This is a genomic window from uncultured Ruegeria sp. (genome assembly GCF_947504215.1).
GTDB lineage: Bacteria > Pseudomonadota > Alphaproteobacteria > Rhodobacterales > Rhodobacteraceae > Ruegeria.
The window spans coordinates 25,634-48,287 of record NZ_CANNGO010000014.1 but is presented as its reverse complement, the minus strand read 5'-3'; the positions used below and the strand labels follow the sequence as shown (position 1 = coordinate 48,287).

General features: G+C 58.0%; 30 protein-coding genes. 17 read left to right on the top strand and 13 right to left on the bottom strand.

All coding sequences use genetic code 11. From position 1 onward, the window contains the following. Positions 1 to 4: 4 nt before the first annotated feature. Positions 5 to 925 (bottom strand): adenosylcobinamide-phosphate synthase CbiB, encoded by a 921-nt coding sequence (gene cbiB / locus Q1B21_RS19290; RefSeq protein WP_299892257.1) that lies wholly within the window; start codon positions 923 to 925, stop codon positions 5 to 7. Next, positions 922 to 1,881 carry a threonine-phosphate decarboxylase gene (locus Q1B21_RS19285; RefSeq protein ID WP_299892255.1) on the bottom strand — a complete coding sequence of 320 codons (960 nt, stop codon included), beginning with the start codon at positions 1,879 to 1,881 and terminating at the stop codon, positions 922 to 924. The genes cbiB and Q1B21_RS19285 overlap by 4 nt, the downstream gene beginning before the upstream one ends. A gap of 184 nt (positions 1,882 to 2,065) precedes the next feature. On the opposite strand from Q1B21_RS19285, the gene Q1B21_RS19280 reads away from it, so the two are divergent. Next, entirely contained in the window at positions 2,066 to 2,428 is a 363-nt protein-coding gene (locus Q1B21_RS19280) for a hypothetical protein (protein WP_298937113.1), read from the top strand. Here Q1B21_RS19280 and Q1B21_RS19275 read toward each other — a convergent pair. Next, positions 2,410 to 3,399 carry a glutathione S-transferase family protein gene (locus Q1B21_RS19275; protein WP_298937112.1) on the bottom strand — a complete coding sequence of 330 codons (990 nt, stop codon included), beginning with the start codon at positions 3,397 to 3,399 and terminating at the stop codon, positions 2,410 to 2,412. The genes Q1B21_RS19280 and Q1B21_RS19275 overlap by 19 nt on opposite strands. Positions 3,400 to 3,610: 211 nt before the next feature. Between Q1B21_RS19275 and Q1B21_RS19270 the strand changes: the two genes are divergently transcribed. Beyond that, the gene (locus Q1B21_RS19270; protein WP_298937111.1) at positions 3,611 to 3,964 is read left to right on the top strand and encodes a hypothetical protein; all 354 of its coding nucleotides are present in this window, start codon (positions 3,611 to 3,613) and stop codon (positions 3,962 to 3,964) included. On the opposite strand, the gene Q1B21_RS19265 is transcribed toward Q1B21_RS19270, so the two are convergent. Both Q1B21_RS19265 and Q1B21_RS19260 read right to left on the bottom strand, forming a co-directional pair. Beyond that, positions 3,961 to 4,488 (bottom strand): L,D-transpeptidase family protein, encoded by a 528-nt coding sequence (locus Q1B21_RS19265; protein WP_299083543.1) that lies wholly within the window; start codon positions 4,486 to 4,488, stop codon positions 3,961 to 3,963. The genes Q1B21_RS19270 and Q1B21_RS19265 overlap by 4 nt on opposite strands. Before the next feature lie 3 nt (positions 4,489 to 4,491). After that, positions 4,492 to 5,664 carry a MalY/PatB family protein gene (locus Q1B21_RS19260; RefSeq protein ID WP_299892251.1) on the bottom strand — a complete coding sequence of 391 codons (1,173 nt, stop codon included), beginning with the start codon at positions 5,662 to 5,664 and terminating at the stop codon, positions 4,492 to 4,494. Between the two features lie 94 nt (positions 5,665 to 5,758). On the opposite strand from Q1B21_RS19260, the gene def (Q1B21_RS19255) reads away from it, so the two are divergent. From def (Q1B21_RS19255) to Q1B21_RS19235, 5 genes are read left to right on the top strand one after another with little or no spacing between them, the layout of a single operon-like run. Beyond that, entirely contained in the window at positions 5,759 to 6,277 is a 519-nt protein-coding gene (gene def, locus Q1B21_RS19255; RefSeq protein ID WP_299892248.1) for a peptide deformylase, read from the top strand. Then, positions 6,274 to 6,768 carry a peptide deformylase gene (gene def / locus Q1B21_RS19250; RefSeq protein ID WP_299892245.1) on the top strand — a complete coding sequence of 165 codons (495 nt, stop codon included), beginning with the start codon at positions 6,274 to 6,276 and terminating at the stop codon, positions 6,766 to 6,768. Before def (Q1B21_RS19255) ends, def (Q1B21_RS19250) begins: the two co-directional genes overlap by 4 nt. 23 nt (positions 6,769 to 6,791) lie before the next feature. Next, a complete protein-coding gene (gene fmt / locus Q1B21_RS19245; RefSeq protein ID WP_298937106.1) occupies positions 6,792 to 7,706 on the top strand; it encodes a methionyl-tRNA formyltransferase in 915 nt (304 codons plus the stop codon). Positions 7,707 to 7,712: 6 nt separating this feature from the next. Continuing rightward, positions 7,713 to 7,949, top strand: a complete 237-nt coding sequence (locus Q1B21_RS19240; RefSeq protein WP_298937105.1) for a hypothetical protein — start codon at positions 7,713 to 7,715, stop codon at positions 7,947 to 7,949. Between the two features lies 1 nt (position 7,950). Then, positions 7,951 to 8,187, top strand: a complete 237-nt coding sequence (locus Q1B21_RS19235; protein ID WP_120634432.1) for a GlsB/YeaQ/YmgE family stress response membrane protein — start codon at positions 7,951 to 7,953, stop codon at positions 8,185 to 8,187. A 10-nt stretch (positions 8,188 to 8,197) separates the two neighbouring features. On the opposite strand, the gene Q1B21_RS19230 is transcribed toward Q1B21_RS19235, so the two are convergent. The 7 genes from Q1B21_RS19230 to Q1B21_RS19200 form a co-directional block, all read right to left on the bottom strand. Next, positions 8,198 to 8,800, bottom strand: a complete 603-nt coding sequence (locus tag Q1B21_RS19230; protein ID WP_299892241.1) for an alpha/beta hydrolase — start codon at positions 8,798 to 8,800, stop codon at positions 8,198 to 8,200. A 51-nt stretch (positions 8,801 to 8,851) separates the two neighbouring features. Next, positions 8,852 to 9,475 carry a trimeric intracellular cation channel family protein gene (locus tag Q1B21_RS19225; protein ID WP_298937101.1) on the bottom strand — a complete coding sequence of 208 codons (624 nt, stop codon included), beginning with the start codon at positions 9,473 to 9,475 and terminating at the stop codon, positions 8,852 to 8,854. Then, positions 9,472 to 9,939: a ribonuclease HI gene (gene rnhA, locus Q1B21_RS19220; RefSeq protein ID WP_120634429.1), complete on the bottom strand. Its 468-nt coding sequence runs from the start codon at positions 9,937 to 9,939 to the stop codon at positions 9,472 to 9,474. Before rnhA ends, Q1B21_RS19225 begins: the two co-directional genes overlap by 4 nt. Further along, positions 9,932 to 10,525 carry a class I SAM-dependent methyltransferase gene (locus Q1B21_RS19215; RefSeq protein ID WP_299892237.1) on the bottom strand — a complete coding sequence of 198 codons (594 nt, stop codon included), beginning with the start codon at positions 10,523 to 10,525 and terminating at the stop codon, positions 9,932 to 9,934. The genes rnhA and Q1B21_RS19215 overlap by 8 nt, the downstream gene beginning before the upstream one ends. Continuing rightward, positions 10,522 to 10,974: a DUF3429 domain-containing protein gene (locus tag Q1B21_RS19210; protein ID WP_299083518.1), complete on the bottom strand. Its 453-nt coding sequence runs from the start codon at positions 10,972 to 10,974 to the stop codon at positions 10,522 to 10,524. The genes Q1B21_RS19215 and Q1B21_RS19210 overlap by 4 nt, the downstream gene beginning before the upstream one ends. Beyond that, a complete protein-coding gene (ispH, locus tag Q1B21_RS19205; protein WP_299892233.1) occupies positions 10,971 to 11,921 on the bottom strand; it encodes a 4-hydroxy-3-methylbut-2-enyl diphosphate reductase in 951 nt (316 codons plus the stop codon). Before ispH ends, Q1B21_RS19210 begins: the two co-directional genes overlap by 4 nt. 190 nt (positions 11,922 to 12,111) lie before the next feature. Further along, the gene (locus Q1B21_RS19200) at positions 12,112 to 12,687 is read right to left on the bottom strand and encodes an NYN domain-containing protein (protein WP_120634425.1); all 576 of its coding nucleotides are present in this window, start codon (positions 12,685 to 12,687) and stop codon (positions 12,112 to 12,114) included. A gap of 136 nt (positions 12,688 to 12,823) precedes the next feature. Between Q1B21_RS19200 and folK the strand changes: the two genes are divergently transcribed. From folK to Q1B21_RS19150, 10 genes are all read left to right on the top strand, one after another. Further along, positions 12,824 to 13,393 (top strand): 2-amino-4-hydroxy-6-hydroxymethyldihydropteridine diphosphokinase, encoded by a 570-nt coding sequence (folK, locus tag Q1B21_RS19195; protein ID WP_299892231.1) that lies wholly within the window; start codon positions 12,824 to 12,826, stop codon positions 13,391 to 13,393. A gap of 94 nt (positions 13,394 to 13,487) precedes the next feature. Beyond that, complete coding sequence (rpoZ, locus tag Q1B21_RS19190) at positions 13,488 to 13,841, top strand: DNA-directed RNA polymerase subunit omega (protein WP_085824454.1); 354 nt, start codon at positions 13,488 to 13,490, stop codon at positions 13,839 to 13,841. Positions 13,842 to 13,866: 25 nt separating this feature from the next. Beyond that, positions 13,867 to 15,999: a bifunctional (p)ppGpp synthetase/guanosine-3',5'-bis(diphosphate) 3'-pyrophosphohydrolase gene (locus Q1B21_RS19185; protein ID WP_298937093.1), complete on the top strand. Its 2,133-nt coding sequence runs from the start codon at positions 13,867 to 13,869 to the stop codon at positions 15,997 to 15,999. 16 nt (positions 16,000 to 16,015) lie between these two features. Beyond that, entirely contained in the window at positions 16,016 to 16,714 is a 699-nt protein-coding gene (locus Q1B21_RS19180; RefSeq protein WP_299083509.1) for a DUF2062 domain-containing protein, read from the top strand. Further along, entirely contained in the window at positions 16,707 to 17,453 is a 747-nt protein-coding gene (locus Q1B21_RS19175; RefSeq protein ID WP_298937091.1) for a pyridoxine 5'-phosphate synthase, read from the top strand. The genes Q1B21_RS19180 and Q1B21_RS19175 overlap by 8 nt, the downstream gene beginning before the upstream one ends. Further along, complete coding sequence (locus tag Q1B21_RS19170; protein ID WP_299892227.1) at positions 17,450 to 18,073, top strand: LysE family translocator; 624 nt, start codon at positions 17,450 to 17,452, stop codon at positions 18,071 to 18,073. Before Q1B21_RS19175 ends, Q1B21_RS19170 begins: the two co-directional genes overlap by 4 nt. Before the next feature lie 482 nt (positions 18,074 to 18,555). Then, positions 18,556 to 18,975, top strand: coding sequence for a holo-ACP synthase (gene acpS, locus Q1B21_RS19165; RefSeq protein ID WP_298937089.1), 420 nt, complete (start codon positions 18,556 to 18,558; stop codon positions 18,973 to 18,975). A gap of 59 nt (positions 18,976 to 19,034) precedes the next feature. Continuing rightward, the gene (gene lepB, locus Q1B21_RS19160) at positions 19,035 to 19,874 is read left to right on the top strand and encodes a signal peptidase I (RefSeq protein WP_299892225.1); all 840 of its coding nucleotides are present in this window, start codon (positions 19,035 to 19,037) and stop codon (positions 19,872 to 19,874) included. After that, the gene (gene rnc / locus Q1B21_RS19155; RefSeq protein ID WP_299892221.1) at positions 19,871 to 20,548 is read left to right on the top strand and encodes a ribonuclease III; all 678 of its coding nucleotides are present in this window, start codon (positions 19,871 to 19,873) and stop codon (positions 20,546 to 20,548) included. Before lepB ends, rnc begins: the two co-directional genes overlap by 4 nt. A gap of 152 nt (positions 20,549 to 20,700) precedes the next feature. Next, positions 20,701 to 21,177: a hypothetical protein gene (locus Q1B21_RS19150; RefSeq protein ID WP_299892218.1), complete on the top strand. Its 477-nt coding sequence runs from the start codon at positions 20,701 to 20,703 to the stop codon at positions 21,175 to 21,177. A gap of 33 nt (positions 21,178 to 21,210) precedes the next feature. On the opposite strand, the gene Q1B21_RS19145 is transcribed toward Q1B21_RS19150, so the two are convergent. Beyond that, entirely contained in the window at positions 21,211 to 22,587 is a 1,377-nt protein-coding gene (locus tag Q1B21_RS19145; RefSeq protein ID WP_299892216.1) for a multicopper oxidase family protein, read from the bottom strand. Positions 22,588 to 22,654: the final 67 nt, after the last annotated feature.

Here is a 22,654-nt window from a genome sequence, read left to right as displayed (position 1 = left end):
TCCTTCAGAAAACCAGGTTGATCACAACCCACACCGACAAGAGCGCAAGTGCAAGCCCCCAGACCTTCCATAGCATGTCACATGCGCGAAAAACCTCGTATGCGCCGATGTTGCGCGGGGCGTCACCATTAACCCAGGCGAGATCGCGCATTTGCCCGTCATAGCTGCGGGGGCCAGCCAAGGCTACGTTCAGGGCGCGGGCCATCGCCGCCTCGGGCCATCCCGCATTGGGCGAGATATGCCTGCGCGCGTCGCCCAGAATTTCCGGCCAGCGTCCCCACTGACCGGACAGGGCCACGATCATCACGCAGGTCAGTCGCGCCGGTATCAGGTTCAGCAGATCGTCTACCCTAGCCGAGGCCCAGCCGAATTCCTGATATCGCTTAGTACGATAGCCGATCATGCTGTCGGCGGTGTTCACTGCCTTGTACACCAGCAACCCTGGCAGCCCGGCAATCAGAAACCAGAAGGCAGGCGCAACAACACCGTCGCTTAGGTTTTCGGCGGCGCTTTCGATGGCCGACCGGGCGACCTGCGCCTCGGACATATCGGTTGTGTCGCGGGACACGATGCGGGCAACCATAACGCGCCCTTCAGGCAGCGAGGTACGCAGCCCGTCGCCCACATCCCGAACATGTGTGACCAGTGATTTCTGCGCCAGCAGAATTGCACAGACAATGATCTCGACCAGCAATCCGAAAAACGTCAGAAACTGGCCAAGCGTGTACGCCGTCAGAACCAGCAAGATCAGGACGGCAACACCTTTGGTCCGTCGATGCCCTGATTGATTAAGAAGCTTTTCCAGCCACCCGATCCCTTGGCCGATCAGAACAGCGGGGTGACGTAAGCGTGACCAGAGCCAATCAGGCTCTCCTAAAGCGGCGTCCAGACACATGGCGCAGACCAGCAGCAGAGCCACACTCAAAGCGCGGCCTCCAGCCGCTGCCACCCGTCAGTCGGAGGCAGACCAAGGCGCAGGTAGGTTGCAGAGTAGGGGAAAACCCGGCTCCAAATATGGGCGTGGGCCAGCCGAGCCTGCCAATCTGCGGCGCTGTCGACCTGATACAGACGGAAAAGCGATGTGCCGCCAACCACGGCCGCGCCTTTGCGCGTCAGCAAGGCGTCCAGCCGTTCCGCTTCGTGTGCCAACTGCGTTCGGGTTTTCTCAGCCCAACTCGTGTCCAGCAGGGCTTCGGTTCCGATCCGCAAAGCTGGCCCCGAAACGCCCCAGGGCCCGGTCAAATCGTTAAGCCGCGCAATCAACTTGGGCCGGCCAATAGCAAACCCCAGCCGCATCCCGGCAAGGCCCCAGAACTTGCCAAAGCTTTTCAGCACAACCACACCCGGGTTCTCGGTCAGGGCAATCAATGATGCTTCGGGTGTGACGTCGCAGAAGCTTTCATCAATGATCGTCAAAGGTGCGTTTGCATCGGTCTGCTGCCAGAGCCGGCCATCGGGGTTGTTGGGATGCACAACGACACGCGCCTCGGCAGGGCCAGTATCCTGAACAACCCAGCCTTGGGCGGCAAAAGCGGCAGCATGTTCGTTATAGGTCGGCGTATTGATTTGGACGCTACCTGCCCTGGCAAGGGCTGGAACGCGCGCGATGAGTGCTGACGCGCCGGGCGCGGGTAAAATCGCAGCGTCCGCCGGGACTGACCAGAAACGACGCGCAGCGTCGGTCAGCCGTTCAAAGGCACCGTGATCAGGCAATTCCATCCAATCAGAGGCTTGCAGCCGCGCGACATCATAGGGGTGGGGATTGATCCCGGTGGACAGATCGATCCAATCCACCCGTGTTCCGCCAAAATGTTTGATTGCCCTGTCCAGGCCGCCGCCATGATCGCGCCGTGTGCGGGGGTTCAAGTCGTCATTATTCATTTGCACAATCTGACCAAAACGCTGGTTTTGGACTGCTTCAAGCGGAATTCTGCCGTTTTGACAAGCAAATCTACGTGATCGGGGGGGTCTGCGACCATCGTTAACACTTTGTTAAGGAAATCACGGGATCACGGTTCACAGGGGTCGGCACCATTCACCATATCAAGTGCCGAGGTTGTTGCAAATGAAAGTTCTGATTGTTGAGAGTAACCCCGACCTAGGTCAGGTCTGGAAAAGACATCTGGAAAGGCAAGGTGCCGACGTCGAATTGGTGCCGGGCCAAGAAGCTGCGATCCTTGCACTCTATGGCACAGCCTTTGACATCATCGTGCTGGATCTGGTTCTGGAAACCGGCAGCGCTTTGGCTGTTGCCGATTTTGCCAGCTATCGGCGCCCCGAGGCGCGGGTGATCTTTGTCACCAACACCACGTTCTTCTCGGACGGCTCGATCTTTGCCCACAGCCCCAATGCGTGTGCCTATGTGCAAAGTGGTACGCCGCCAGAGGATCTGGCGGCGATGGTTGAACATTATGCGGCAGGCCTCTGACCGCGCCCGTGTGGCTCCAAATAATCCAGTACCGGATTGACCGGGATGATCCGGTTCGGATTGATGCTGTCATGGCTGTAGTGATAATGTCGCACGATATGATTTAGATTTAACGTCTCTGCGACGCCCGGCCATTGATACAGCTCTCGTGTATAGGCCCAGAGGTTTGGATAATCGATCAAACGCCGCAGGTTGCATTTGAAATGCAGATGATAGACCGGGTCAAAACGGATCAGAGTGGTGAACAGCCGCCAATCGGCCTCGGTGAGGCGATCTCCCATCAGATAGCGGTTTGCGCTCAGGCGATCTTCCAACCAGTCCAGAGTGTCGAACAATGGATGCACGGCCGCGTCGTATGCCTCTTGCGAGGTGGCAAAGCCGGATTTGTAGACCCCATTGTTGACGTCGGAATAGATGCGGGCATTAACCTCTTCAATCTCCTCGCGCATCGTTTCGGGCCAGTAGTCATCAGTATTGCCTGTGATACCGTTAAAGGCCGAATTGAACATGCGGATGATTTCCGAGCTTTCGTTCGACACGACGGTGCCCTGATCTTTGTCCCAAAGGATCGGTACGGTGACGCGGCCCGAATAGGTCGGATCGGCCTTGGTATAGACCTGGTGCGCAAAGTCCAGACCGTACAACGTATCACCTGTGGCGCCATGGGCGTCTGTCTCGAACGTCCATCCTTTGTCTAGCATATCGGGATGCACGACCGAGACCGAGATCAGGCCGCTGAGGCCCTTCAACTCGCGAAAGATCAAAGTGCGATGCGCCCAAGGGCAGGCATGGCTTACGTAGAGATGATAACGCCCAGGTTCCGCCTTGAACCCGCCCTTGCCCGAGGGGCCGGAGCTGCCATCGGCGGTCAGCCAGTTGCGAAACTGCGCAGCGCTGCGTTTGAACGCCCCGCCAGTGGATTTGGTGTCATACCAGGTGTCGTGCCATTTTCCGTCGACCAGCAGGCCCATATCAATTCCTCCGCTCAGCGATTTCGGCCAAGATAGGCGTTTGCGTGAAGGCTTCCTATGCCAGCGCCCGCGCATCACGCCTGCATACGCGCACATTCACGCCCGGGATTTCTGTGCAACAAACCGCCAGTGGCGCGGAAGTTTGTGAAACAGTTCACTGGATTTTTACATCTTAAACCCCACAATAGAGAGGATTAGGGGGAATTGTTTTATGAGTACTTATGTTTCCAAGGAAATACGCGCGGAACTGGATGCTGCGCGAATCGCCACACTGAAGAAATCCAGCCGTTTGCGGGTGGAGATGGGCGACAATACCTTCAAGATCCTGAAATTGTGGAAAGACGGTTTCACAGTCGAGTCTGAGACCACGCCGCGCCTGCGCGGGCTTGTCGATGTGTATGACGGGGCAAATCATCTGTACCAGTGTCTGATCATCGCGGATGAGGAAGAGGGCGGCGAGATGCGCTATGAATTCAAGCGCAGTACGGCCGCCCACGACAAAGCTCCGCTGGATTTCTACCGCGCCCCCGACGCGCCCATCGCCTTGCTGGGCCACGAGGACTAAGGGCGAATCTCAACCGTCGTACCAGTGGCCGTAAGCCTCCAAAGCTGGGCCATCTCGGTATTTGAAATGGCGATGCAGCCTGCTGTCCAATCCCCGGGTAGGGTCAGGCCGACGACACCGTTGGGCTGGCCATGGATGAAGATGTCACCGCCGGGATCTATCCCTTGTTGCTGCGCACGTGTCACATCATCTGGTTGAGGGTAGTCGAGCCCCAGCGACAGGTGATACGCGCTTTGGGGATTGCGACGGTCCACTTTGAACACCCCCACCGGCGTTTTGCCATCGCCTTCTACCTGCTTGTCGCCTTCTGGCGCGAAGCCCAACGCGATATCGACCTGCATTACAACCGCTCCGTCTAGCGACGCGGTCAGACGTCGCGCGGACTTTTCGATCAGTATATGATCAACGCGCGCCGCCTCTGGGGCCATCACAGGTGCCGAAGGGCGCGGACCATAGCGGTGCCAGCCGAACCAAGCGGCACCGGCCGCCACCGCAATCAAAGTTATCAGACCCAGCCAGCGCATGACCTACTGAAGGTCAGAAAACGCACTTTTGAGGCGGGTGCAGGCCTCTTCGACCCGGGCGCGTTGCGTGGCGAGGTTGAAGCGTTCGAAGGTCTCGCCACCTGCGCCAAAGCCCGGTCCAGGTGAGGTTGCAATCCGGGCGTCTTCGCGCAGGCGGTGCCTGAACTCAGTATGGTCCATTCCGGTGCCAGAGAAATCGACCCAAGCCAGATAGGTCGCCTGCAGCGGCATCGACCACAGGCCGGGAATTTCGGCGATAGTGGCGTCAAAGAGTTTCCTATTGGCGTCCAGGTGTGCGATCTGCGCATCGACCCATTGGGCACCTTCGGGCGAATAGGCCGCGGTGATCATTGCCACACCCAATGCGCTGGGATCATAGTCCAGTGTTTGTATGCGATGTCGCATTTCGGCACGCAGTTTGGCGTCCGGTATGATCATGTTCCCGGTGCGTTGACCGGCAATGTTAAATGTCTTCGACGCCGCCGTCAGTGTGACGGTCCATGGGCGCGCATCTGGCGCGGCCGCATCCATCGGCACGAAGGTGTGGCCGGGGTAAACCAGATCATGGTGAATCTCATCCGAGACAAGGATCAACCCGTTGCGTTCGGCAAACGCTGCCACCTCGCGCAGTTCCTCTGGCGTCCAGACCCGGCCTGACGGGTTCTGTGGCGAACACCACAGCAACAGCTTTTCCGACCCGTCCAATCGCGATTGAGCATCGTCCAGATCAAGGCTATAGCTCTCGCCGTCGCGCACCAGTGGGCATTCCACCACGCGGCGGCCCGCCTTGTTCACCTTGTGGGCAAACTCGTGGTAGACCGGGGCGAAGATGACCACGCCGTCGCCAGGGTTGCTCCATACATCCAGACAGAGAGCAATTGCGTTGCCCAATCCTTGCGATGTCAGGACCCAATCGGTGTCGATCTTCCAGTTGTGGCGGTGTCCCATCCACCATTGAACTGATGCCAGATAGTCGGGATGTATCCATGAATATCCGAAAACTCCGTGTTCGGCCGCTTTGCGGACGGCATCGATGACACAGGGCGCTGTTTGATAGTCGGAATCCGCCGTCCACATCGCCAGCCCGTCTTTGGGTGACACGCCATATAGGCTTTCCAACTTATCCCATTTGGAACTGTTGGTTCCCCGGCGATCGATCAGGTCGTTGAATGTCATGTCTGCTCCATTTTCTCGGACGAAAGCTAACTGTAAATCGGTCAGGTGCAAGGGGGGCGTTGCGGCTAGGCGCGGGTTGTCCTAAATCAGCCTCATGAAACGCAATATCTTGATCCACCCCGACCCCCGCCTGAAAAAGGTCTGCGCACCTGTGGCTGACCTGTCGGACGAGCTGCGCACGCTGGCTGATGACATGCTGGAGACGATGTACGACGCACCGGGTATCGGGCTGGCCGCACCTCAGATCGGTGTATTGGAGCGGCTGATTGTTCTGGACTGCATCAAGGAAGAGGGCGAAACGCCCCGACCACTGATCATGTTCAACCCCGAAGTCATTGCCTCCTCGGACGAAACCAATGTCTACGAGGAGGGTTGCCTGTCGATTCCGGATCAATATGCGGAAGTGACCCGCCCCAAGGTCGTTGACGTGACGTGGATTGACCGCGACGGAAAACTGCAGCAGGAAACTTTTGATGGCCTCTGGTCGACCTGTGTGCAGCACGAGATTGATCACCTGGATGGCAAACTGTTCATCGATTATCTCAAGCCGCTGAAACGCCAGACGATCACGCGTAAGATGCAAAAGCTCAAACGTGAGCAGGCCCGTTCATGACCGTCCGAACCTGCCTGCCGTGGCCGGATAAGCGTTTGCGCAGCAAGGCTGAGGATGTGGCCGAAGTCACCGATGACATCAGGGCCATCTGGAACGATATGATCGATACAATGGAGGCGATGCCCGGTGTCGGTCTCGCTGCACCTCAGATAGGGGTGATGCTGCGTCTGGCGGTTGTTGATGGCTCGACCGAACGTGGCCGCGCCTTGCGTCTGGCAAACCCCGAAATCCTGCACAGCTCGATCGAACTGCGCGAACATGACGAGGCCAGCCCCAACTTGCCCGGTGTTTCGGCCAAGGTGAAACGTCCCCGCGCGGTGACAGTTAAATTCCTCAATGAACAAGGCGTTGTCGATCGCCGGGACTTTGTCGGTATCGAGGCCACAAGTGTGCAACACCAGATTGATCACCTGAATGGTCAGATGTATTTCGACCGGCTCAGCAAGGTGAAACGCGACATGCTGCTGCGCAAAGCCAAAAAGATGGGATAAACCCCCATCCTACGGAGAGATAGATGCGAGTAATTTTCATGGGAACGCCGGATTTCTCGGTGCCGGTGCTGGATGCGCTGGTCGAGGCCGGACACGAAATCGCGGCCGTCTATTGCCAGCCACCACGCCCCGCAGGGCGCGGCAAGAAAGACCGCCCGACCCCGGTCCATGCACGTGCCGATGCGCTCGGACTGACTGTCCGCCATCCCATCTCTCTCAAATCTGCTGAAGAACAGGCAAACTTTGCGGATCTCAAAGCGGATGTGGCCGTTGTGGTGGCCTATGGTCTGATCCTGCCCCAAGTTATTCTCGATGCGCCCGTAAAGGGATGTCTGAACATCCATGCCAGCCTGTTGCCGCGCTGGCGCGGGGCTGCACCGATCCATCGGGCAATCATGTCAGGGGACGCAGAAACCGGGATCTGCATCATGCAGATGGAGGCCGGATTGGACACCGGTCCGGTGCTGTTGCGCAAATCCACCAGCATCAGACCCGAAGAAACCACCGCCGAACTGCATGATCGCCTGTCAATTTTTGGCGCTGATCTGATCACCGAGGCGCTGACCCACCTGCCAGACCTGACACCGCAGCCGCAATCCGAAGATGGCGTGACCTACGCCGCCAAAATCGACAAAGCCGAGGCGCGGATCGATTGGACGAAGTCGGCTGTCCTGATCGACAGGCAAATTCGCGGTCTCTCACCTTTCCCCGGCGCATGGACCGAGGTTGAAGGCGAGCGGATCAAACTGCTCGCGTCGCGCCTTGCTGAGGGGCAGGGGGCACCGGGCGAAGTTCTGGATGACCAGCTTCGCGTTGCCTGCGGATCCGGTGCTCTGGACCTGCTGCGCTTGCAAAGGGCGGGCAAAGGCGCGCAGGATAAGGAAACCTTCCTGCGGGGCTGGCCAATTCCGGCGGGCACTCGCCTGTTTTCGGAGTAGAGCCGCATGTTCATGATCCTGATGGGCACCGTAGTGATCGCGGGGATCGTCGGGTACGTGTCCGAGAAAACGGGCTTTACCCACAATGGCTACCTTCAATCCATCATCATCTGTGTTGGTGGTGCGTTTCTGTTCTATTTCGTGCGGATCATGTTTGGCATCAGCTTTGGCCCGCCCGGTCTGGATGCAGTACTTTCATCTATCGGTGCGCTGATCATCGTGCCAACCCATTGGAGGAGGTAAGATGCCCGTTGTTGCCCTGATCATCATCGGCGCTGCCGCCGGATTTCTGGCCACCCGCCTGATGCGGATCGAAGCGGACATTCCAACCACCATGCTGATCGGTATCGTGGGTGCCTTGGTCGGTGGCTTCCTGTTGCGCACGCTGCTGGCGGTTATGGGCTGGCTGTCGGGATTTGTCGGCGCCATTCTGGGTGCGTTGCTGGTGATCTGGATCTGGCAGACCTACATCAAACGCTGATGACCCGTCTCTAGCGCGCGTCACAGTCTGGCGCAGCGCCCAACCGGGGCGATCCGTTGGTGGTCATACCAAATCTGTTCGCTTCCGAGGCGTTCATCCAGTAAATTCTATCTGCGGGCGCGGCGTCCAACGTGAACCAGTAGAAGTCGTCGTCAAAGCCGATATCCTCGAAATAGCTGATGTACCGGTCATGTTCGGGATCATCCTGCGGAAGCTCGGTCGCTACGATCCCAGAACCAGCCCAACTGTGGACGCCGACACATGCGCCAGGCTGCAAAATACGCCGGTTCCCGGCCAGAAACAAATCCGTTCCACCCGAGGCAATCAACCCATCGGACGGTACAACAGTGTCAAATCCCGCATCGTGTACCACGCGGCTGAAGACAACATTAGCATCATCGTCCAGCGACCCCTCTATATGCTGCAAGACCAGGGTTCGTATCTTTGGATTGTCTGACGTCACCTCCTGAAACGCCGTCAGCGTGGTGTCGTCGATTGTGCCGGTTGCAATAATCTCATCGCCCTGTGCGACGAAGCTGACTGGCGCATACTGTTCTGCGCAAGACACCAGCATTGCCAGACAGACTGCAATCTGTGGAAACCTGGACTTCATCTGAGACCTCGCACCTTGGTTTTTGGCGGTTCTGTCGCAATGCCCGCCGGCCTATTGCCGCGGAGGGCGACTTTTGTAGACCGGCAATTGCCATCCAAACAGCAGCGAGCCCGCCCTAAGGGCCCAGCATATCAATGCACAAACGCCCAGTGCGGGTAACGTTTCCAACCCCAGCTTTGTTGCGATGACCGCCGCCAAAGCCCCTGCCAACGCGCACGAGACATAAAGCTGACCTTGTTTCAGAACCAAAGGCACTTCGTTGCAGACAACGTCCCGCATCAACCCACCGAGACATCCTGTGGTGATCCCCATCAGAACCACGATGACGCCGGACTGACCCAGCGACATTGCCGCACCGGTGCCCGCGGCGACCGCAATCGACAAGGCGAAACTGTCCAGCCAGACCAGCCAGTTGTACCGGCTTTCCATCAGATGCGCAGTAAAGAACACCAGAACTGCAGCGCCTGCGGCAATCAGGATATAGTCGGGCTGGCCGACCCAGAACACCGGATGCCTATCCAACAGAACATCCCGAACCGTGCCTCCACCAACGGCCGTCAGACAGGCGACAAAGGCGAATCCAACCAAGTCCAGTTGTGCTCGGCTGGCCACCAACGCGCCAGTCAGCGCAAACACCAGAACCGATGCATAGTCCAGCAGTGCAAGACCGTTCACGCCTGCGCCTTCTTTGGCTTGAAGGGCGCCATGCCTGCACGGGCCAGTTCGTCGGCCTTTTCGTTCTCGGGGTGGCCCGCATGGCCCTTGACCCACTCCCAGATGACGTCATGGCGCGATTGCGCCTCGTCCAGTCTTTGCCACAGATCAACATTCTTGACCGGCTTTTTGTTCGATGTTTTCCAGCCGTTCCGCTTCCATCCGAAAATCCAGCCGGTGACGCCGTTTTTGACATAGGCGCTGTCCGTGACAATGGTGATCTTCGAGGCGCGCTCCAGTGCCTCCAACGCGCTGATTGCAGCCAGCAACTCCATCCGGTTGTTGGTGGTCTCCGCTTCGCCGCCGTTCAGTTCACGCTCTTTCAGGACGGTCTCACCGTCCTTCGCCTGCAGCAACACACCCCAGCCCCCAGGCCCGGGATTGCCGGAACAGGCCCCATCCGTATAGGCAAAAAGCTCAGGCATGGGCCGCCAGTCTGATCCACTCCGACTCTGATCCGTCCAACCCTGTTCCGCTGCCATGCCATTGGTTGGTTACCGTGAAACCGGCGTCTTGCAGATGCGTCTTCAATGCGTCCTCGCTGTAGTAGCTATAATATCGACCCAGCCGGTCGGGGCCTTCGCCTTCACCCAGTTTCAAGGCTATGAAGAACACGCCGCCGGGTTTGAGCGAGGTGTGAATAGCGGCCAGATGGTTCGGGAATTCACTGCGCGGCGCGTGCAACAGGCTAAAATTAGCCCACACGCCATCATATGCGTTGTCTGCATCCAGATCAGCAAAGGTAGCCTGCCGGGCCGAAACACCTTTATGAGCCGAGGCCAGCTTGACCATTTCTGCCGAGGCATCCGTCGCGTCGACCTGAAGCCCCGCTTCAGCCATGACCAAAGCCGAGGCGCCGGGACCGCAGCCAAGATCCAATACTGTTCCCCCAGACGGTATCGCTGCGATGAAGTCATCCATGCCCCGGTCAGATTTGTTCGAGTCATCTGTCAGTTCCGCGTACCGCGCGGCTTGCGCGTCATAGACGGAAATTGTGTCACGATCGCTCATAGATAAACTCCTACAGCAAGGCAAAGAACGACGATTGCAGTCAGCAGTATACGCAGTTTCATCCACCAGCGCGGCGCCAGACCCCAATACCAGAACATCGCATCCAGCAGCAGCAGCCCGGCAAACCCGACAATTAGGTTGAGGCCCGCAGTGACCGGCCCGCCGCTCGTCATGAAAAAGGCCCACAGTGCAGGCAGAACCGACAGCGCATAGCAGGTCGCCGCCTTGCTGCCAGATGTTTTGGTCGCAAAGCCCCATAGAACGCCGGACATAAAGCTGAGGATCACAGAGCCATAGAAAAGCTGGACGTAGGGCCCGACAAATCGGGACCCAAATGTACTTGAACCCCAGGCCTGCAAGTCCCCGTTCAAATAGGTCAGCGCACCCCAGATAAACGGGATCAGACCCGCCAGCCCCAGATACAGTGGCGCCTTTGGAACCCCGTTCACGCGGGTTGCCTCAAAACACGGGGGACTTTGAACTCGACATTTTCAACGGCGGTTTCGACCAGCTCTACCGTGACGTCGTAGTGATCGCTGAAAGCCTCGATGACTTCATTTACCAAAATTTCGGGGGCGGATGCGCCAGCTGTGATAGCAATGCTCGAAATCCCTTCCAGCGCGCGCCAGTCAATCTCTTTCGCACGTTGAACCAGTTGCGCGTAGGTGCACCCGGCGCGCGATGCGACCTCGACCAGTCGGCGCGAGTTGGATGAATTTGGGGCCCCGACCACGAGCAAAGCATCGGATTTTGGAGCGACCTCTTTGACAGCCTCCTGCCGGTTGGTCGTTGCATAGCAGATGTCTTCTTTGTGCGGTCCGACAATGGCCGGGAACCGCGCCTCAAGCGCGGCGATGATGTCCTTGGTGTCATCGATCGATAGCGTTGTCTGTGTAACAAAGGCGAGCTTCGCGGGGTTTCGAACCTGAACATGGGCCACGTCGTCCACAGTCTCGACCAGCAGCACTTCGCCATCCGGCAGCTGGCCCATCGTGCCAACCGTTTCCGGATGGCCTTTGTGACCGATCATGATCATCTGTAACCCGGCATCCGCGTGACGCTGTGCTTCGACATGGACTTTCGAGACCAATGGGCAGGTCGCATCCACGTAAATCATCTCGCGCTGAGTGGCTTCTGCGGGAACCGATTTAGGCACCCCGTGGGCGGAGAAGATCACCGGTCGGTCATTGGGGCATTCGTCCAGCTCTTCGACAAATACGGCGCCTTTGGCGCGCAACCCGTCAACGACGAATTTGTTGTGCACGATCTCATGGCGCACATAGACCGGCGCGCCCCATTTTTGCAGGGCCATCTCGACGATTTTGATGGCACGGTCCACACCTGCGCAGAACCCGCGCGGTGCGGCCAAGTAAAGTCTCAGTGGCGGCTTGCTCATGTCGCTGTCTCCTTAGGCCACAGGTAAGTCTTTTCCCAGCCTTGGTCCAGACAGGACCGCGTCATTGATCTGACATGAATCGATGGTAGCCCGACGATGTTTGAGCACCTGTTTATAGTTAAAGAAGCGCGGTCAGGATCAATTGTCCTGACCGCGCGAATTTCGTCCCCATCCCGTTTTGATCGTCAGATCAGCTGCCGCTGGCCACTGCGACGCTGCGCGGTTCAGCCGGCATCTCGCGCGGCGGGCGTCCTACGACGTCACGCAGGTCTTCCAGCTCGATGAAGTTGTCGGCTTGGCGGCGCAGCTCGTCCGAAATCATCGGCGGCTGGCTGCGGATGGTTGAAACGACCGATACACGCACGCCCTGACGCTGCAGGCTCGCAATCAACGGGCGGAAATCCCCATCACCCGAAAACAGCACGATATGATCGACGCGCGGCGCCAGTTCCATGGCATCGACAGTCAGTTCGATATCCATGTTTCCTTTGACCTTCCGACGCCCCATGCTGTCGGTGTATTCTTTGGCCGGTTTCGTCACCATGGTGAAGCCGTTGTAATGCAGCCAGTCAACCAGGGGGCGGATCGGAGAATACTCGTCGTTTTCCAGTAGCGCAGTATAGTAGAAGGCTCGCAGTAACTTGCCGCGGCGCATGAATTCCTGCCGCAGAAGTTTGTAGTCTATATCAAAACCGAGTGCTTTTGCCGCAGCGTAAAGATTCGAGCCATCAATGAACAGCGCTAGCCGTTCGTCCTTATAAAACATAAATAGTCCCTTCCGGTATAATCCAACGCGTCGCGACTTTGGTGAGTGAGTGAAATTCCGGACGCACTGGTAAGCCTATAATTAGGGCATTTGTTGTGTATCGCAAGTGTCCAATTTGGTTAACAAAGGAGGTTTAATGAGCGATTCGTTGCCCGAAGCCGTGCTCGCGCTGGGCGCAAATCTCAATCTGAGTGGAAACGGACCCAAAGTGACACTTCAGAGGGCTCTGGACGCTTTGTCTGCCAAGGGTGTGCTGATTCGTGCGGTCAGCCGGTTTTTTGCGACCCCGTGCTTTCCGGCTGGTGCCGGTCCGGACTATGTAAATGCGGCCGCCCTGCTCAGTTCGGACAAAGCACCCGCTGACCTGCTGCAGATTCTGCACGAGATCGAGCTCCAATTTGGGCGCGAGCGGATACAGCGATGGGGCATGCGCACGCTTGATTTGGACTTGGTCGCTTGGGGTGACACGGTGTTGCCCGATCGTAACGAATTTGACCATTGGCTGACCCTTTCACAGCAGGATCAGCGGCAGCAAGCGCCAGATCAGTTGATCTTGCCGCATCCGCGTCTTCAGGACCGGGCGTTTGTGCTGGTTCCGATGTCGGATGTGGCACCCGATTGGCGACATCCTGTGCTAGGTCGCACAGTGACCGAGATGATCGCTAACCTGCCTGCCGAAGATGTTGTTTCAGTCACGCCTCTGTGATCCGCGCATTTGCAGCATTTCTTGCTTGTCAAGGCGTGCAATCGGCCTTAGATAAACCTCTTCCTGACATGGATTCAGTAACGGAGAGCGCCCGATGGCCCGCGTAACGGTTGAAGATTGCGTAGACAAGGTTCCAAACCGGTTCGAACTGGTGATGCTTGCCGCCCATCGTGCGCGCGAGATTTCCGCCGGTGGTCCGATCACCGTTGACCGTGACAACGATAAAAATCCCGTCGTGTCGCTGCGTGAGATCGCCGACGAGACGCAAAGCGCGGATGATCTGCGCGAACGCTTGATTGAGGCCAACCAGACCCAGATCGAGGTTGACGAGCCTGAAGAAGATCAGATGGCGCTGCTTATGGGTGCGGAATCGGACAAGCCCGCCGATGACGACATGTCCGAAGAAAAGCTCCTGCGCGCACTGATGGAGGCTCAGGGCCAGGGGTAAGCCCCAAGACGAAGGTGCGGACCGGATGATTTCTGCTGAAGATCTGATTGCGCTGGTCCGCAACTACAACCCCAAGACCAATGCTGATCGTATCGCAAAGGCCTATGAGTTTGGCCGGCAGATGCATGACGGGCAGTTCCGCCACTCAGGCGAGCCCTATTTTACCCATCCCGTTGCCGTTGCCGCCATCCTGACCGAACAGCGTCTGGATGATGCTACGATTATTACCGCGCTGCTTCACGACACAATCGAAGACACCAAAGCCAATTATGGCAAAGTGTCAGAACTGTTCGGCGAAGAGGTCGCCAAACTGGTCGATGGCGTTACCAAACTGACCAACCTGCAGCTGTCCAGTCGCGAGACCAAGCAGGCCGAGAACTTCCGCAAATTGTTCATGGCCATGTCCAAGGATTTGCGGGTCATCCTGGTCAAGCTGGCCGACCGTTTGCACAACATGCGCACCATCAAGGCCATGCGACCGGAAAAGCAGGTGATCAAAGCGCGTGAAACCATGGATATCTATGCGCCGCTTGCTGGCCGTATGGGTATGCAATGGATGCGGGAAGAGCTTGAAGACCTCGCGTTCCGCGTTCTCAACCCAGAAGGGCGCCAGTCGATCATCCGCCGTTTCATCACGCTGCAACGAGAAACCGGCGATGTGATCCATCGCATCACCGGCGACATGCGGCATGAACTTGAAAAGGTCGGGATCGAAGCCGAGGTATTTGGGCGTGCTAAAAAGCCATATTCAATCTGGCGCAAGATGCAGGAAAAAGATCAGGGCTTCTCGCGCCTGTCTGACATCTACGGGTTCCGCATCATCACCCAGACCGAGGAAGACTGTTATCGTACCCTCGGCGCAATCCATCAGCGCTGGCGCGCCGTGCCCGGGCGGTTCAAGGACTATATAAGCCAGCCGAAATCGAACGGCTATCGCTCGATTCACACCACAGTGTCGGGGCGTGACGGCAAACGGGTTGAAGTTCAGATCCGCACCCGTCAGATGCATGACGTGGCCGAAACAGGGGTCGCGGCGCATTGGTCGTACCGCGATGGTGTACGCTCAGAAAACCCGTTTGCCGTGGATCCGGCAAAGTGGATTTCCAACCTGACTGAGCAGTTTGACAACGAAGAAGACCACGAAGATTTCCTCGAAGCCGTCAAGCTTGAGATGTATTCGGATCAGGTGTTTTGCTTCACTCCGAAAGGGGATGTGGTCAAGCAACCGCGTGGTGCCACACCCATTGACTTTGCATATGCCATTCACACACGCATCGGCCATGCCTGTGTTGGCGCCAAAGTGGATGGCATCCGCGTGCCCTTGTGGACACGGCTCAAGAACGGTCAGTCGGTCGATATCATTACCGCAGACGGGCAAACGCCTCAGGTCAGCTGGCTTGAGATCGCCGTGACCGGCAAGGCCCGCACTGCCATTCGCCGTGCCCTGCGCGAAGTTGATCGGGAACGTTTTATCAAACTGGGCAAGGAACTGGCCCGCGCTGGGTTCGAGAACGTTGGGCGCAAAGCAACCGACAAGGCGCTGGATACTGCAGCAAAACATCTGCGACTTACGGACCGTCAGGAACTGCTGGCCCGGTTGGGCAGTGCCGAACTGACCGCCCATGAGGTGGTCGAGGCGGTGTATCCAGAGCTCGCCAAGGATGAAGGCGATGCCATCCCGTTGCGCCGCGCCGTGATTGGTCTGGAACCAGGGCAGAGCTTTGATCGCGCGCCTTGTTGTCAACCGGTGCCGGGTGAACGCATAGTGGGGATTACCTACCGTGGCAAAGGTGTGGTTGTGCACGCCATCGATTGCGACCGCCTGTCTGAATTCGAGAACGAGCCCGAGCGGTGGGTCGATCTGCACTGGCACTCTGGAACGCACCCGGCAGTCTACGGCGCCACGCTGGACCTGACCATTGGCAACGATGCCGGTGTATTGGGGCGAATTTGTACATTGATAGGCGAGAAAAAGGCCAATATCTCCAACCTCGAATTCGTGGATCGGAAACCGGATTTTTACCGACTGATGATCAACGTCGAACTGCGCGATCTGGAACAGCTTCATTCTCTGATGCTGATGCTAGAGGCTGAAAGCGACGTTGCCGCGGTCGAAAGGTATCGGGACCGCGCAAAAACCGCAGTTGCGGCTGGCTGAGAAGGGGTGATCAGGAGTGGTTTTCAAGCGCCGAGATCGACGCTCACCCGTCCAGGTCGCATCTGAATTCGTCTATCCGCGCGGTGGTTGGACCCGCGCCTTTCACTATGTCAAACACCGCGTTCGCCGGCTGCCGGATTCACCTGACCGGATCGCACGTGGAATCGGGGCAGGGGTCTTTGCTGCGTTTACCCCGTTTTACGGGCTTCATTTCGTGGTCGCCGCCGTGTTGGCTCGTCTGTTGAACGGCAATATTCTGGCGGCGCTCAGCGGTACGTTCTTCGGCAATCCGCTGACCTATGTCCCGATCGGCGTCGTCAGCCTGCAGACCGGACATTTCCTTTTGGGCACCCGGTTCCGCAAGGGCGACACGCATGGGCTGATGGGCAAGTTTGCCGATGCGATGGGCGATCTCAAAGACAATTGCATCGCCGTGTTCACAGGGCGCGAAGCGGATTGGCATGGTCTCAGCCGGTTTTACGACGATGTATTTTTCCCCTATCTGGTGGGCGGGGTCATTCCGGGGATCGTAGCAGGTTTGATCTGCGGCTATCTCAGCCTGCCGTTGATCCGCACCTATCAGAATCGCCGCCGCGCCAAGATCAAGGCAAAGTTCGAACAAATCAAACGTTTGGCCGAAGCTAAGGCTGCCGTTCCCGACTCAAACGCTCTAGGTTCGGAACAAAATCGGAAAAAGGAATCGGGTGATGTCTGACAACCATCTGCGTCTGGGTGTGAACATCGATCATGTGGCGACGGTGCGCAATGCGCGTGGCGGGGCATACCCCGATCCGTTGCGCGCGGCGAAACTGGCCGAAGAAGCGGGGGCAGACGGGATCACAGCGCATCTGCGCGAAGACCGCCGCCATATCTCGGACGCCGATATCGACGGGCTGATGGAGGTTCTGTCGGTGCCTTTGAATTTTGAAATGGCCGCAACTGAAGAAATGCAGAAGATCGCCCTGCGCCACAAGCCGCACGCTGTCTGCATCGTTCCCGAAAAGCGAGAGGAACGCACGACCGAGGGCGGGCTGGAGGTCGCGCGCGAGGAAAACAAGCTAGCACATTTCATCGCGCCCCTGCGAGAGGTTGGTTGCCGCGTCTCAATCTTCATCGCCGCCGACAAGCGTCAGATCGAAGCCGCCCATCGCATCGGGGCCGAAGTGATTGAACTGCATACCGGCGCCTATTGCGACGCTCATGCCGAGGGCCGCATGGAAGATGCCGCGCGCGAGCTGGAGTCGCTGCGCGAGATGTCGACATTTGGTCATTCGCTGGGTCTTGAGGTGCACGCGGGCCATGGCCTGACCTATGATACGGTCAAGCCCGTTGCGGCCTTTCCCGAAGTGCGCGAGTTGAATATCGGCCACTTCCTGATTGGGGAGGCGATCTTTCTGGGCCTCACCCCGGCCATGGCCGAAATGCGTCGCCTGATGGATGAGGCGCGGGCATGATCACCTCTGGGTTTGTCGCGATCTGGATCGCCTGGCTCTTGGCTGGCGGCTCGCCGGGCCCTGCAACTATGGGCATCGCCGGAACAGCCATGAATGAAGGCCGCACCGCTGGTTTGGCCTTCGCGCTGGGCATCTGTGCCGGGTCCGCCGCGTGGGGCATTGCCGCCGCGCTGGGCCTGTCGGCGATCATGCTGGCCAATGTCTGGGTATTCGAAGTGATCCGCTACATCGGCGTTGCCTATCTGAGTTGGTTGGCCCTCAAGGCGCTGCTCCGCGCTCTGACCTCGGATGAGGTGGCATTGGGCAACCCGATCACCGGGTCGCTGCCAACCATCTTTGCCAAAGGGGCGGCCATCCACCTGACTAACCCCAAGGCAATCCTCAGCTGGGGCTCGATCTACGCCATCGTCGCCCCGAACGACGCTAGCCTAGCGATGTTGCTGGGCTATTTTGGCTTACTCTACGCAGGATCGTTGCTGATCTTCATCGGCTACGCTTTTCTGTTTTCGTCCGCGCGCATGGTCCAAACCTACCGCCGCACCCGCCGCTGGTTCGATTTCGCCTTTGCCGGGTTCTTTGGGTTGGCAAGTTACAAGATTCTGACGGTGCGGTTGTCTTAAGCGATCCTAACTGAGGGATTTTGGGTGAAGTATTTGTTTTCACAAGACAAGCAAGTTGGATTGCATCGCCCTCTGTTTCTGAGCATCGTTCTAATGACCTATGTCTTTCTGAACATGGCGAGAGCATTTCTGTGGTTTGAATGGCCCACGAGGTTATCCTCGCTGATCTTTTCGATTGCGGTGGCTGCTTTGGTGTATGGATTTGATATCGGTCGTAGGGGTTTCCAATGCGGCCCGCCAGAGAAGAGTTGGATTCTCGCGCGTAAGATGGTTTTGACCACTTTTTTTGCAGTAGTTGCCTGTGCTTTGTTCTATAATCTGACAGTCTCACGCCAACGTTGGCACTTGTCAGAACAAGTCGTTCTATGGTGCTTTGAGTTCTTGATCAGTTTGGGTATTTCCTTGTTTTTGTGTCGCTACGCTTTTGTCTTCGGTGTTGGTCGAGGATACAGCATGCACTTACGCAAAGTAGAGCAGGGAACATGATCCTCGGCATCGGCACGGACCTCGCAAATATTGAGCGCATCCAAGGCACGCTTGACCGCTTCGGCGATCGGTTTCGCAACCGTGTCTTCACCGATATTGAACAGAGCAAGGCCGAACGTCGTGCCGACACGGCCGGCACCTACGCCAAGCGCTGGGCCGCGAAAGAGGCGTGTTCCAAGGCGCTGGGCACAGGCCTTGCCATGGGGATCGCGTGGAAAGACATGTCTGTCACCAACCTCCGCACCGGCCAGCCGATCATGCATGTGACTGGCTGGGCTGCCGAGCGTTTGAAGGAAATGACCCCGGACGGGTACGAGGCGATCATCCATGTCACTCTGACCGATGATCACCCCTGGGCGCAGGCCTTTGTCGTGATCGAGGCGCGACCACTGCAAGATGGGGCCGCACGGCCTTGACTTGCCCCCACCCGACCCGCATGTAGCACCCCAACCAAGCAAAGACTGGAGAGAGCAGTATGGCCGAGGAAGCCAAATCCGGAAATGCCGTCTGGGAGACGATCAAGACCATCGTCTACGCCCTGCTGATCGCGGGAGTTTTCCGCACGCTGTTCTTCCAGCCATTCTGGATTCCCTCCGGATCGATGAAGCAAACGCTGTTGATCGGGGATTTCCTGTTCGTCAACAAAATGGCCTATGGCTACTCCTACGCATCTTGCCCCAGCATGGTCATGCCCAGCATCGGCCTGAACATTGATGCCGAAGGTATCTGCGGCTGGCTGCCGGGCGAGGACAACGGCCGGATATGGGGCGGCGATCCCGAACGTGGCGATGTGATCGTGTTCCGCCACCCGGTCACCGGGCGGGACTATATCAAACGGCTGATCGGCTTGCCAGGGGATCGCATTCAGGTGCGCGAGGGGCAGATCATTCTGAACGGAACACCGGTTCCACAGCAGCCCGATGGCGTCTTTACCGAGGTCGCCGCTCCGCAAGGTCCTCAGGGTCTGCGACCACGATGCGAAAACGGCCCGGTGGGGAACGGTGGCATCTGTGAGAAATCCCGCATGATCGAAACGCTGCCCAATGGCGTTTCATACGATGTTCTGAACATCCACAATCAGGGATCGGACAACACCGGCATCTATACCGTGCCGGAAGGCAACTACTTCTTCATGGGTGACAACCGTGATAACTCTGCCGACAGCCGCCTGCCGCAATCCGCCGGAGGGGTTGGCTATGTGCCATATGAAAACCTGATCGGTCGCGCCGATCGGATCATGTTCTCATCCGCCGGCCGTTCGATGCTGTTTTTCTGGACCTGGCGCGGAGATCGCTTCTTCAAGGCAGTCAATTGAAGCTATCGGCCGAGATAAAAGCGTTCCAGCAGCGGCTTGGGTATGAGTTCGCCAACCCCGAGTTGCTTCTGCGGGCATTGACCCACGGCTCAGTCTCTTCGTCCACCCGGCCCGACAATCAGCGGTTGGAGTTTCTGGGCGATCGAGTGTTGGGACTTGTGATGGCGACCGCCCTGCTTGAGGCGGACAAAAAGGCGTCCGAAGGCCAACTCGCCCCGCGCTTCAATGCGTTGGTCCGCAAGGAAGCCTGCGCCGATGTGGCTTTGCAGATTGATCTGGGGGCGGTGCTGAAACTGGGCCGGTCCGAGATGCTCTCGGGAGGACGCCGCAAACAGGCGCTGTTGGGCGATGCGATGGAGGCGGTGATTGCCGCCGTCTACCGCGACGCTGATTTCGAAGCCGCGCGCGACGTGATCCTCGCCCTTTGGGGCGACCGGGTCCACAGTGTCGAGGCCGACGCCCGCGACGCCAAAACCTCGTTGCAGGAATGGGCGCAGGCCCGCGGCCAGAAGCCACCCAGCTATGTTGAAGTCAAACGCAGCGGTCCCGACCACGCGCCTGTCTTCACCATCGCGGCCCGCCTGCAAGACGGCACCGAGGCACAGGCCACTGCCGGATCGAAACGGCAGGCAGAACAGGCGGCGGCGAAGGCTTTGCTAGAACGTCTTAGTTGACGCGCGATCGGCACTGCATTGTAAAACATGTAACACTTCATTGATAATTCTGGCAAAATCTGGCTGTCTTTTTATGTACTGCAGACTTGCTTTGACCCGGCCGCACTAAGCCCGATCAGAGTTTACGAATTGGGGTTATTGAGAGTGGTTCAATGGAAAAAAGCAGACTGAGTGTAACCTATATCGGACTTTTGTTTATCGCCGGGTTTTTCGCCACAATGGCATTTGATTTCTGGGGCCAGGTCCTCAGCCCTTCTATCGGCTGGGCAAATCTGTCGCCCGAAGGTCTGGCACAGAGTCTGCTGTCCAGCCTCGGGCTGCCAAGCAGTGCCTTTCTCGGGTTCTTTGTCCATTTCTACATCGTGGGTCTGATTGCCTACCCGATGGGATGGGCCTATGTCTTCAAACCTATCTGGACGCTCGTACTGGGTCCGGTGCATTGGTTCCTGGCCTCGGCGCTTTACGGGGCCGGATTATGGGTATTCGCAATCGGCGGCGTTACAGCCTTCTCGGGCCTGCCGCCGTTTTTGAACTTCACAGGGATTACTTGGGTCGCGCTGATTGGCCATGTGCTTTACGGCATCGTACTGGTTGCAATCCTGCGCCTGATCACCCGCCGGGAAACCTGACACTTGATGAGTTTGAGGGGCGCAATCCGCCCTTCAAACAACCCGAATAAACCCGGTCAGGCCGGTTTTCTGATGCTCGATCACATGGCAATGAAACGCCCAATCGCCCGGATTGTCGGCAACCAGGGCAATCTCGACCACCTCGTCTTTTAGCAGCAACATCGTATCCGTCATCAGGGGCGGCAATTGGCGTTGATTAGACTTCAGGGGCACAAAGGCCAGCCCGTGCAGGTGGATCGGATGCAAGTTTGGCGATTCATTCCGCAACCTCAGAACATAGGTTTTGCCCAGCTCCAGCGTCGCCAAAGGGCCCACGCCCTGTGCTGCATCCCCCGGCCACGGTTTGCGATTGATTGACCAGAAATTGTAACCGAGCGAGCCACAGAAGCCGTTGTTCGGAACGCCACCTTCGGGCGTCCAGCCAAAGACGAACTCATGCAGGTCCGCATTCGCGAGATCGGGTTTTGCAACCGGGTTGGCGGCTAGGGGCTTCAAGTCACGCAGATTTCGCGCAACGGTCGCGCCAACTGCGCGCAACCGCGCCATGGCGCGGGGCGGTTGACCCGGCAGTTTCGCCATCAGTGCGACGGTCTGACCTTCGCCTTCAGGCATCGCCACCGCAAAATCCACCCGTTGACCGGAGCCAACCAGCAGCGGTGTGTCAGCGCTGGGCAGGGGAATTTCTACGTCGGCCGGGTGCCCATCCCAGGCGATGATCCGGGCCTCCGCCCCCTCAAGATGCAGTTTGTAAATCCGGCTCGTGTCGGTGTTGACCACACGCAGCCGGACCAGTCCACCGGCAGCGTGGTCATAGACCGGCTTTTGCAACCAGTTGGCGGTGTGGACATTGCCAAATGTTCCCGCGCGGGCCGTACCCCGTTGCGTAAAGGCGGGCAGAAACGCGCCATCCTCATCCAGCCGGAAATCGCGCAGATTGATCACCTGTTCACTGTCAAAGCCGGGGTCTTCGGGTTCAGCAATCACCATCACGCCAGTCAACCCGTGGGCCATCTGCTCCATCGTCATGCAATGGGGGTGATACCAGTAGGTGCCTGCATCGGGTGGCGTGAATTCGTACTGAAAAACCTCGTTTTGACCCATCGGCACCTGGGTTAGATAAGGCACGCCGTCCATCTCATTGGCGATCCGCAGCCCGTGCCAATGCATCGCCGTATAATCGGTCAGCGTATTGCGCACAGACAACCGCATCACCTCACCCTGACGTCCATACAGAACCGGAGGAGGCGCGCCTGACGACAGGCTGACCATGCCATCCGTGACCTGATCCGTCAGCTCAAAACTGGCTGGCTGAATTACCAGTTCTTGCGTCCCGGCCGCCAGACCGAACCGGCTCAGACCCAGCGTTCCCGCAGCGGCACCGCTGCCCAAAAGAAACTCTCGACGTTTCATATCTCGCCTCACGGATTGGATGGTCGCCTGACTGGTTTTGGCGTGGCGCTTCGCTGTCCTGCCACCT

Excerpts from the sequence above, each read along its gene's own strand:
- Q1B21_RS19285 (WP_299892255.1), bottom strand. The coding sequence starts at position 1,881 with ATGAATAATGACGACTTGAACCCCCGCACACGGCGCGATCATGGCGGC.
- Q1B21_RS19280 (WP_298937113.1), top strand. The coding sequence starts at position 2,066 with ATGAAAGTTCTGATTGTTGAGAGTAACCCCGACCTAGGTCAGGTCTGG.
- Q1B21_RS19275 (WP_298937112.1), bottom strand. The coding sequence starts at position 3,399 with ATGGGCCTGCTGGTCGACGGAAAATGGCACGACACCTGGTATGACACC.
- Q1B21_RS19270 (WP_298937111.1), top strand. The coding sequence starts at position 3,611 with ATGAGTACTTATGTTTCCAAGGAAATACGCGCGGAACTGGATGCTGCG.
- Q1B21_RS19265 (WP_299083543.1), bottom strand. The coding sequence starts at position 4,488 with ATGCGCTGGCTGGGTCTGATAACTTTGATTGCGGTGGCGGCCGGTGCC.
- Q1B21_RS19260 (WP_299892251.1), bottom strand. The coding sequence starts at position 5,664 with ATGACATTCAACGACCTGATCGATCGCCGGGGAACCAACAGTTCCAAA.
- def (WP_299892248.1), top strand. The coding sequence starts at position 5,759 with ATGAAACGCAATATCTTGATCCACCCCGACCCCCGCCTGAAAAAGGTC.
- def (WP_299892245.1), top strand. The coding sequence starts at position 6,274 with ATGACCGTCCGAACCTGCCTGCCGTGGCCGGATAAGCGTTTGCGCAGC.
- fmt (WP_298937106.1), top strand. The coding sequence starts at position 6,792 with ATGCGAGTAATTTTCATGGGAACGCCGGATTTCTCGGTGCCGGTGCTG.
- Q1B21_RS19240 (WP_298937105.1), top strand. The coding sequence starts at position 7,713 with ATGTTCATGATCCTGATGGGCACCGTAGTGATCGCGGGGATCGTCGGG.
- Q1B21_RS19235 (WP_120634432.1), top strand. The coding sequence starts at position 7,951 with ATGCCCGTTGTTGCCCTGATCATCATCGGCGCTGCCGCCGGATTTCTG.
- Q1B21_RS19230 (WP_299892241.1), bottom strand. The coding sequence starts at position 8,800 with ATGAAGTCCAGGTTTCCACAGATTGCAGTCTGTCTGGCAATGCTGGTG.
- rnhA (WP_120634429.1), bottom strand. The coding sequence starts at position 9,939 with ATGCCTGAGCTTTTTGCCTATACGGATGGGGCCTGTTCCGGCAATCCC.
- Q1B21_RS19215 (WP_299892237.1), bottom strand. The coding sequence starts at position 10,525 with ATGAGCGATCGTGACACAATTTCCGTCTATGACGCGCAAGCCGCGCGG.
- ispH (WP_299892233.1), bottom strand. The coding sequence starts at position 11,921 with ATGAGCAAGCCGCCACTGAGACTTTACTTGGCCGCACCGCGCGGGTTC.
- Q1B21_RS19200 (WP_120634425.1), bottom strand. The coding sequence starts at position 12,687 with ATGTTTTATAAGGACGAACGGCTAGCGCTGTTCATTGATGGCTCGAAT.
- folK (WP_299892231.1), top strand. The coding sequence starts at position 12,824 with ATGAGCGATTCGTTGCCCGAAGCCGTGCTCGCGCTGGGCGCAAATCTC.
- rpoZ (WP_085824454.1), top strand. The coding sequence starts at position 13,488 with ATGGCCCGCGTAACGGTTGAAGATTGCGTAGACAAGGTTCCAAACCGG.
- Q1B21_RS19185 (WP_298937093.1), top strand. The coding sequence starts at position 13,867 with ATGATTTCTGCTGAAGATCTGATTGCGCTGGTCCGCAACTACAACCCC.
- Q1B21_RS19175 (WP_298937091.1), top strand. The coding sequence starts at position 16,707 with ATGTCTGACAACCATCTGCGTCTGGGTGTGAACATCGATCATGTGGCG.
- Q1B21_RS19170 (WP_299892227.1), top strand. The coding sequence starts at position 17,450 with ATGATCACCTCTGGGTTTGTCGCGATCTGGATCGCCTGGCTCTTGGCT.
- acpS (WP_298937089.1), top strand. The coding sequence starts at position 18,556 with ATGATCCTCGGCATCGGCACGGACCTCGCAAATATTGAGCGCATCCAA.
- lepB (WP_299892225.1), top strand. The coding sequence starts at position 19,035 with ATGGCCGAGGAAGCCAAATCCGGAAATGCCGTCTGGGAGACGATCAAG.
- Q1B21_RS19150 (WP_299892218.1), top strand. The coding sequence starts at position 20,701 with ATGGAAAAAAGCAGACTGAGTGTAACCTATATCGGACTTTTGTTTATC.
- Q1B21_RS19145 (WP_299892216.1), bottom strand. The coding sequence starts at position 22,587 with ATGAAACGTCGAGAGTTTCTTTTGGGCAGCGGTGCCGCTGCGGGAACG.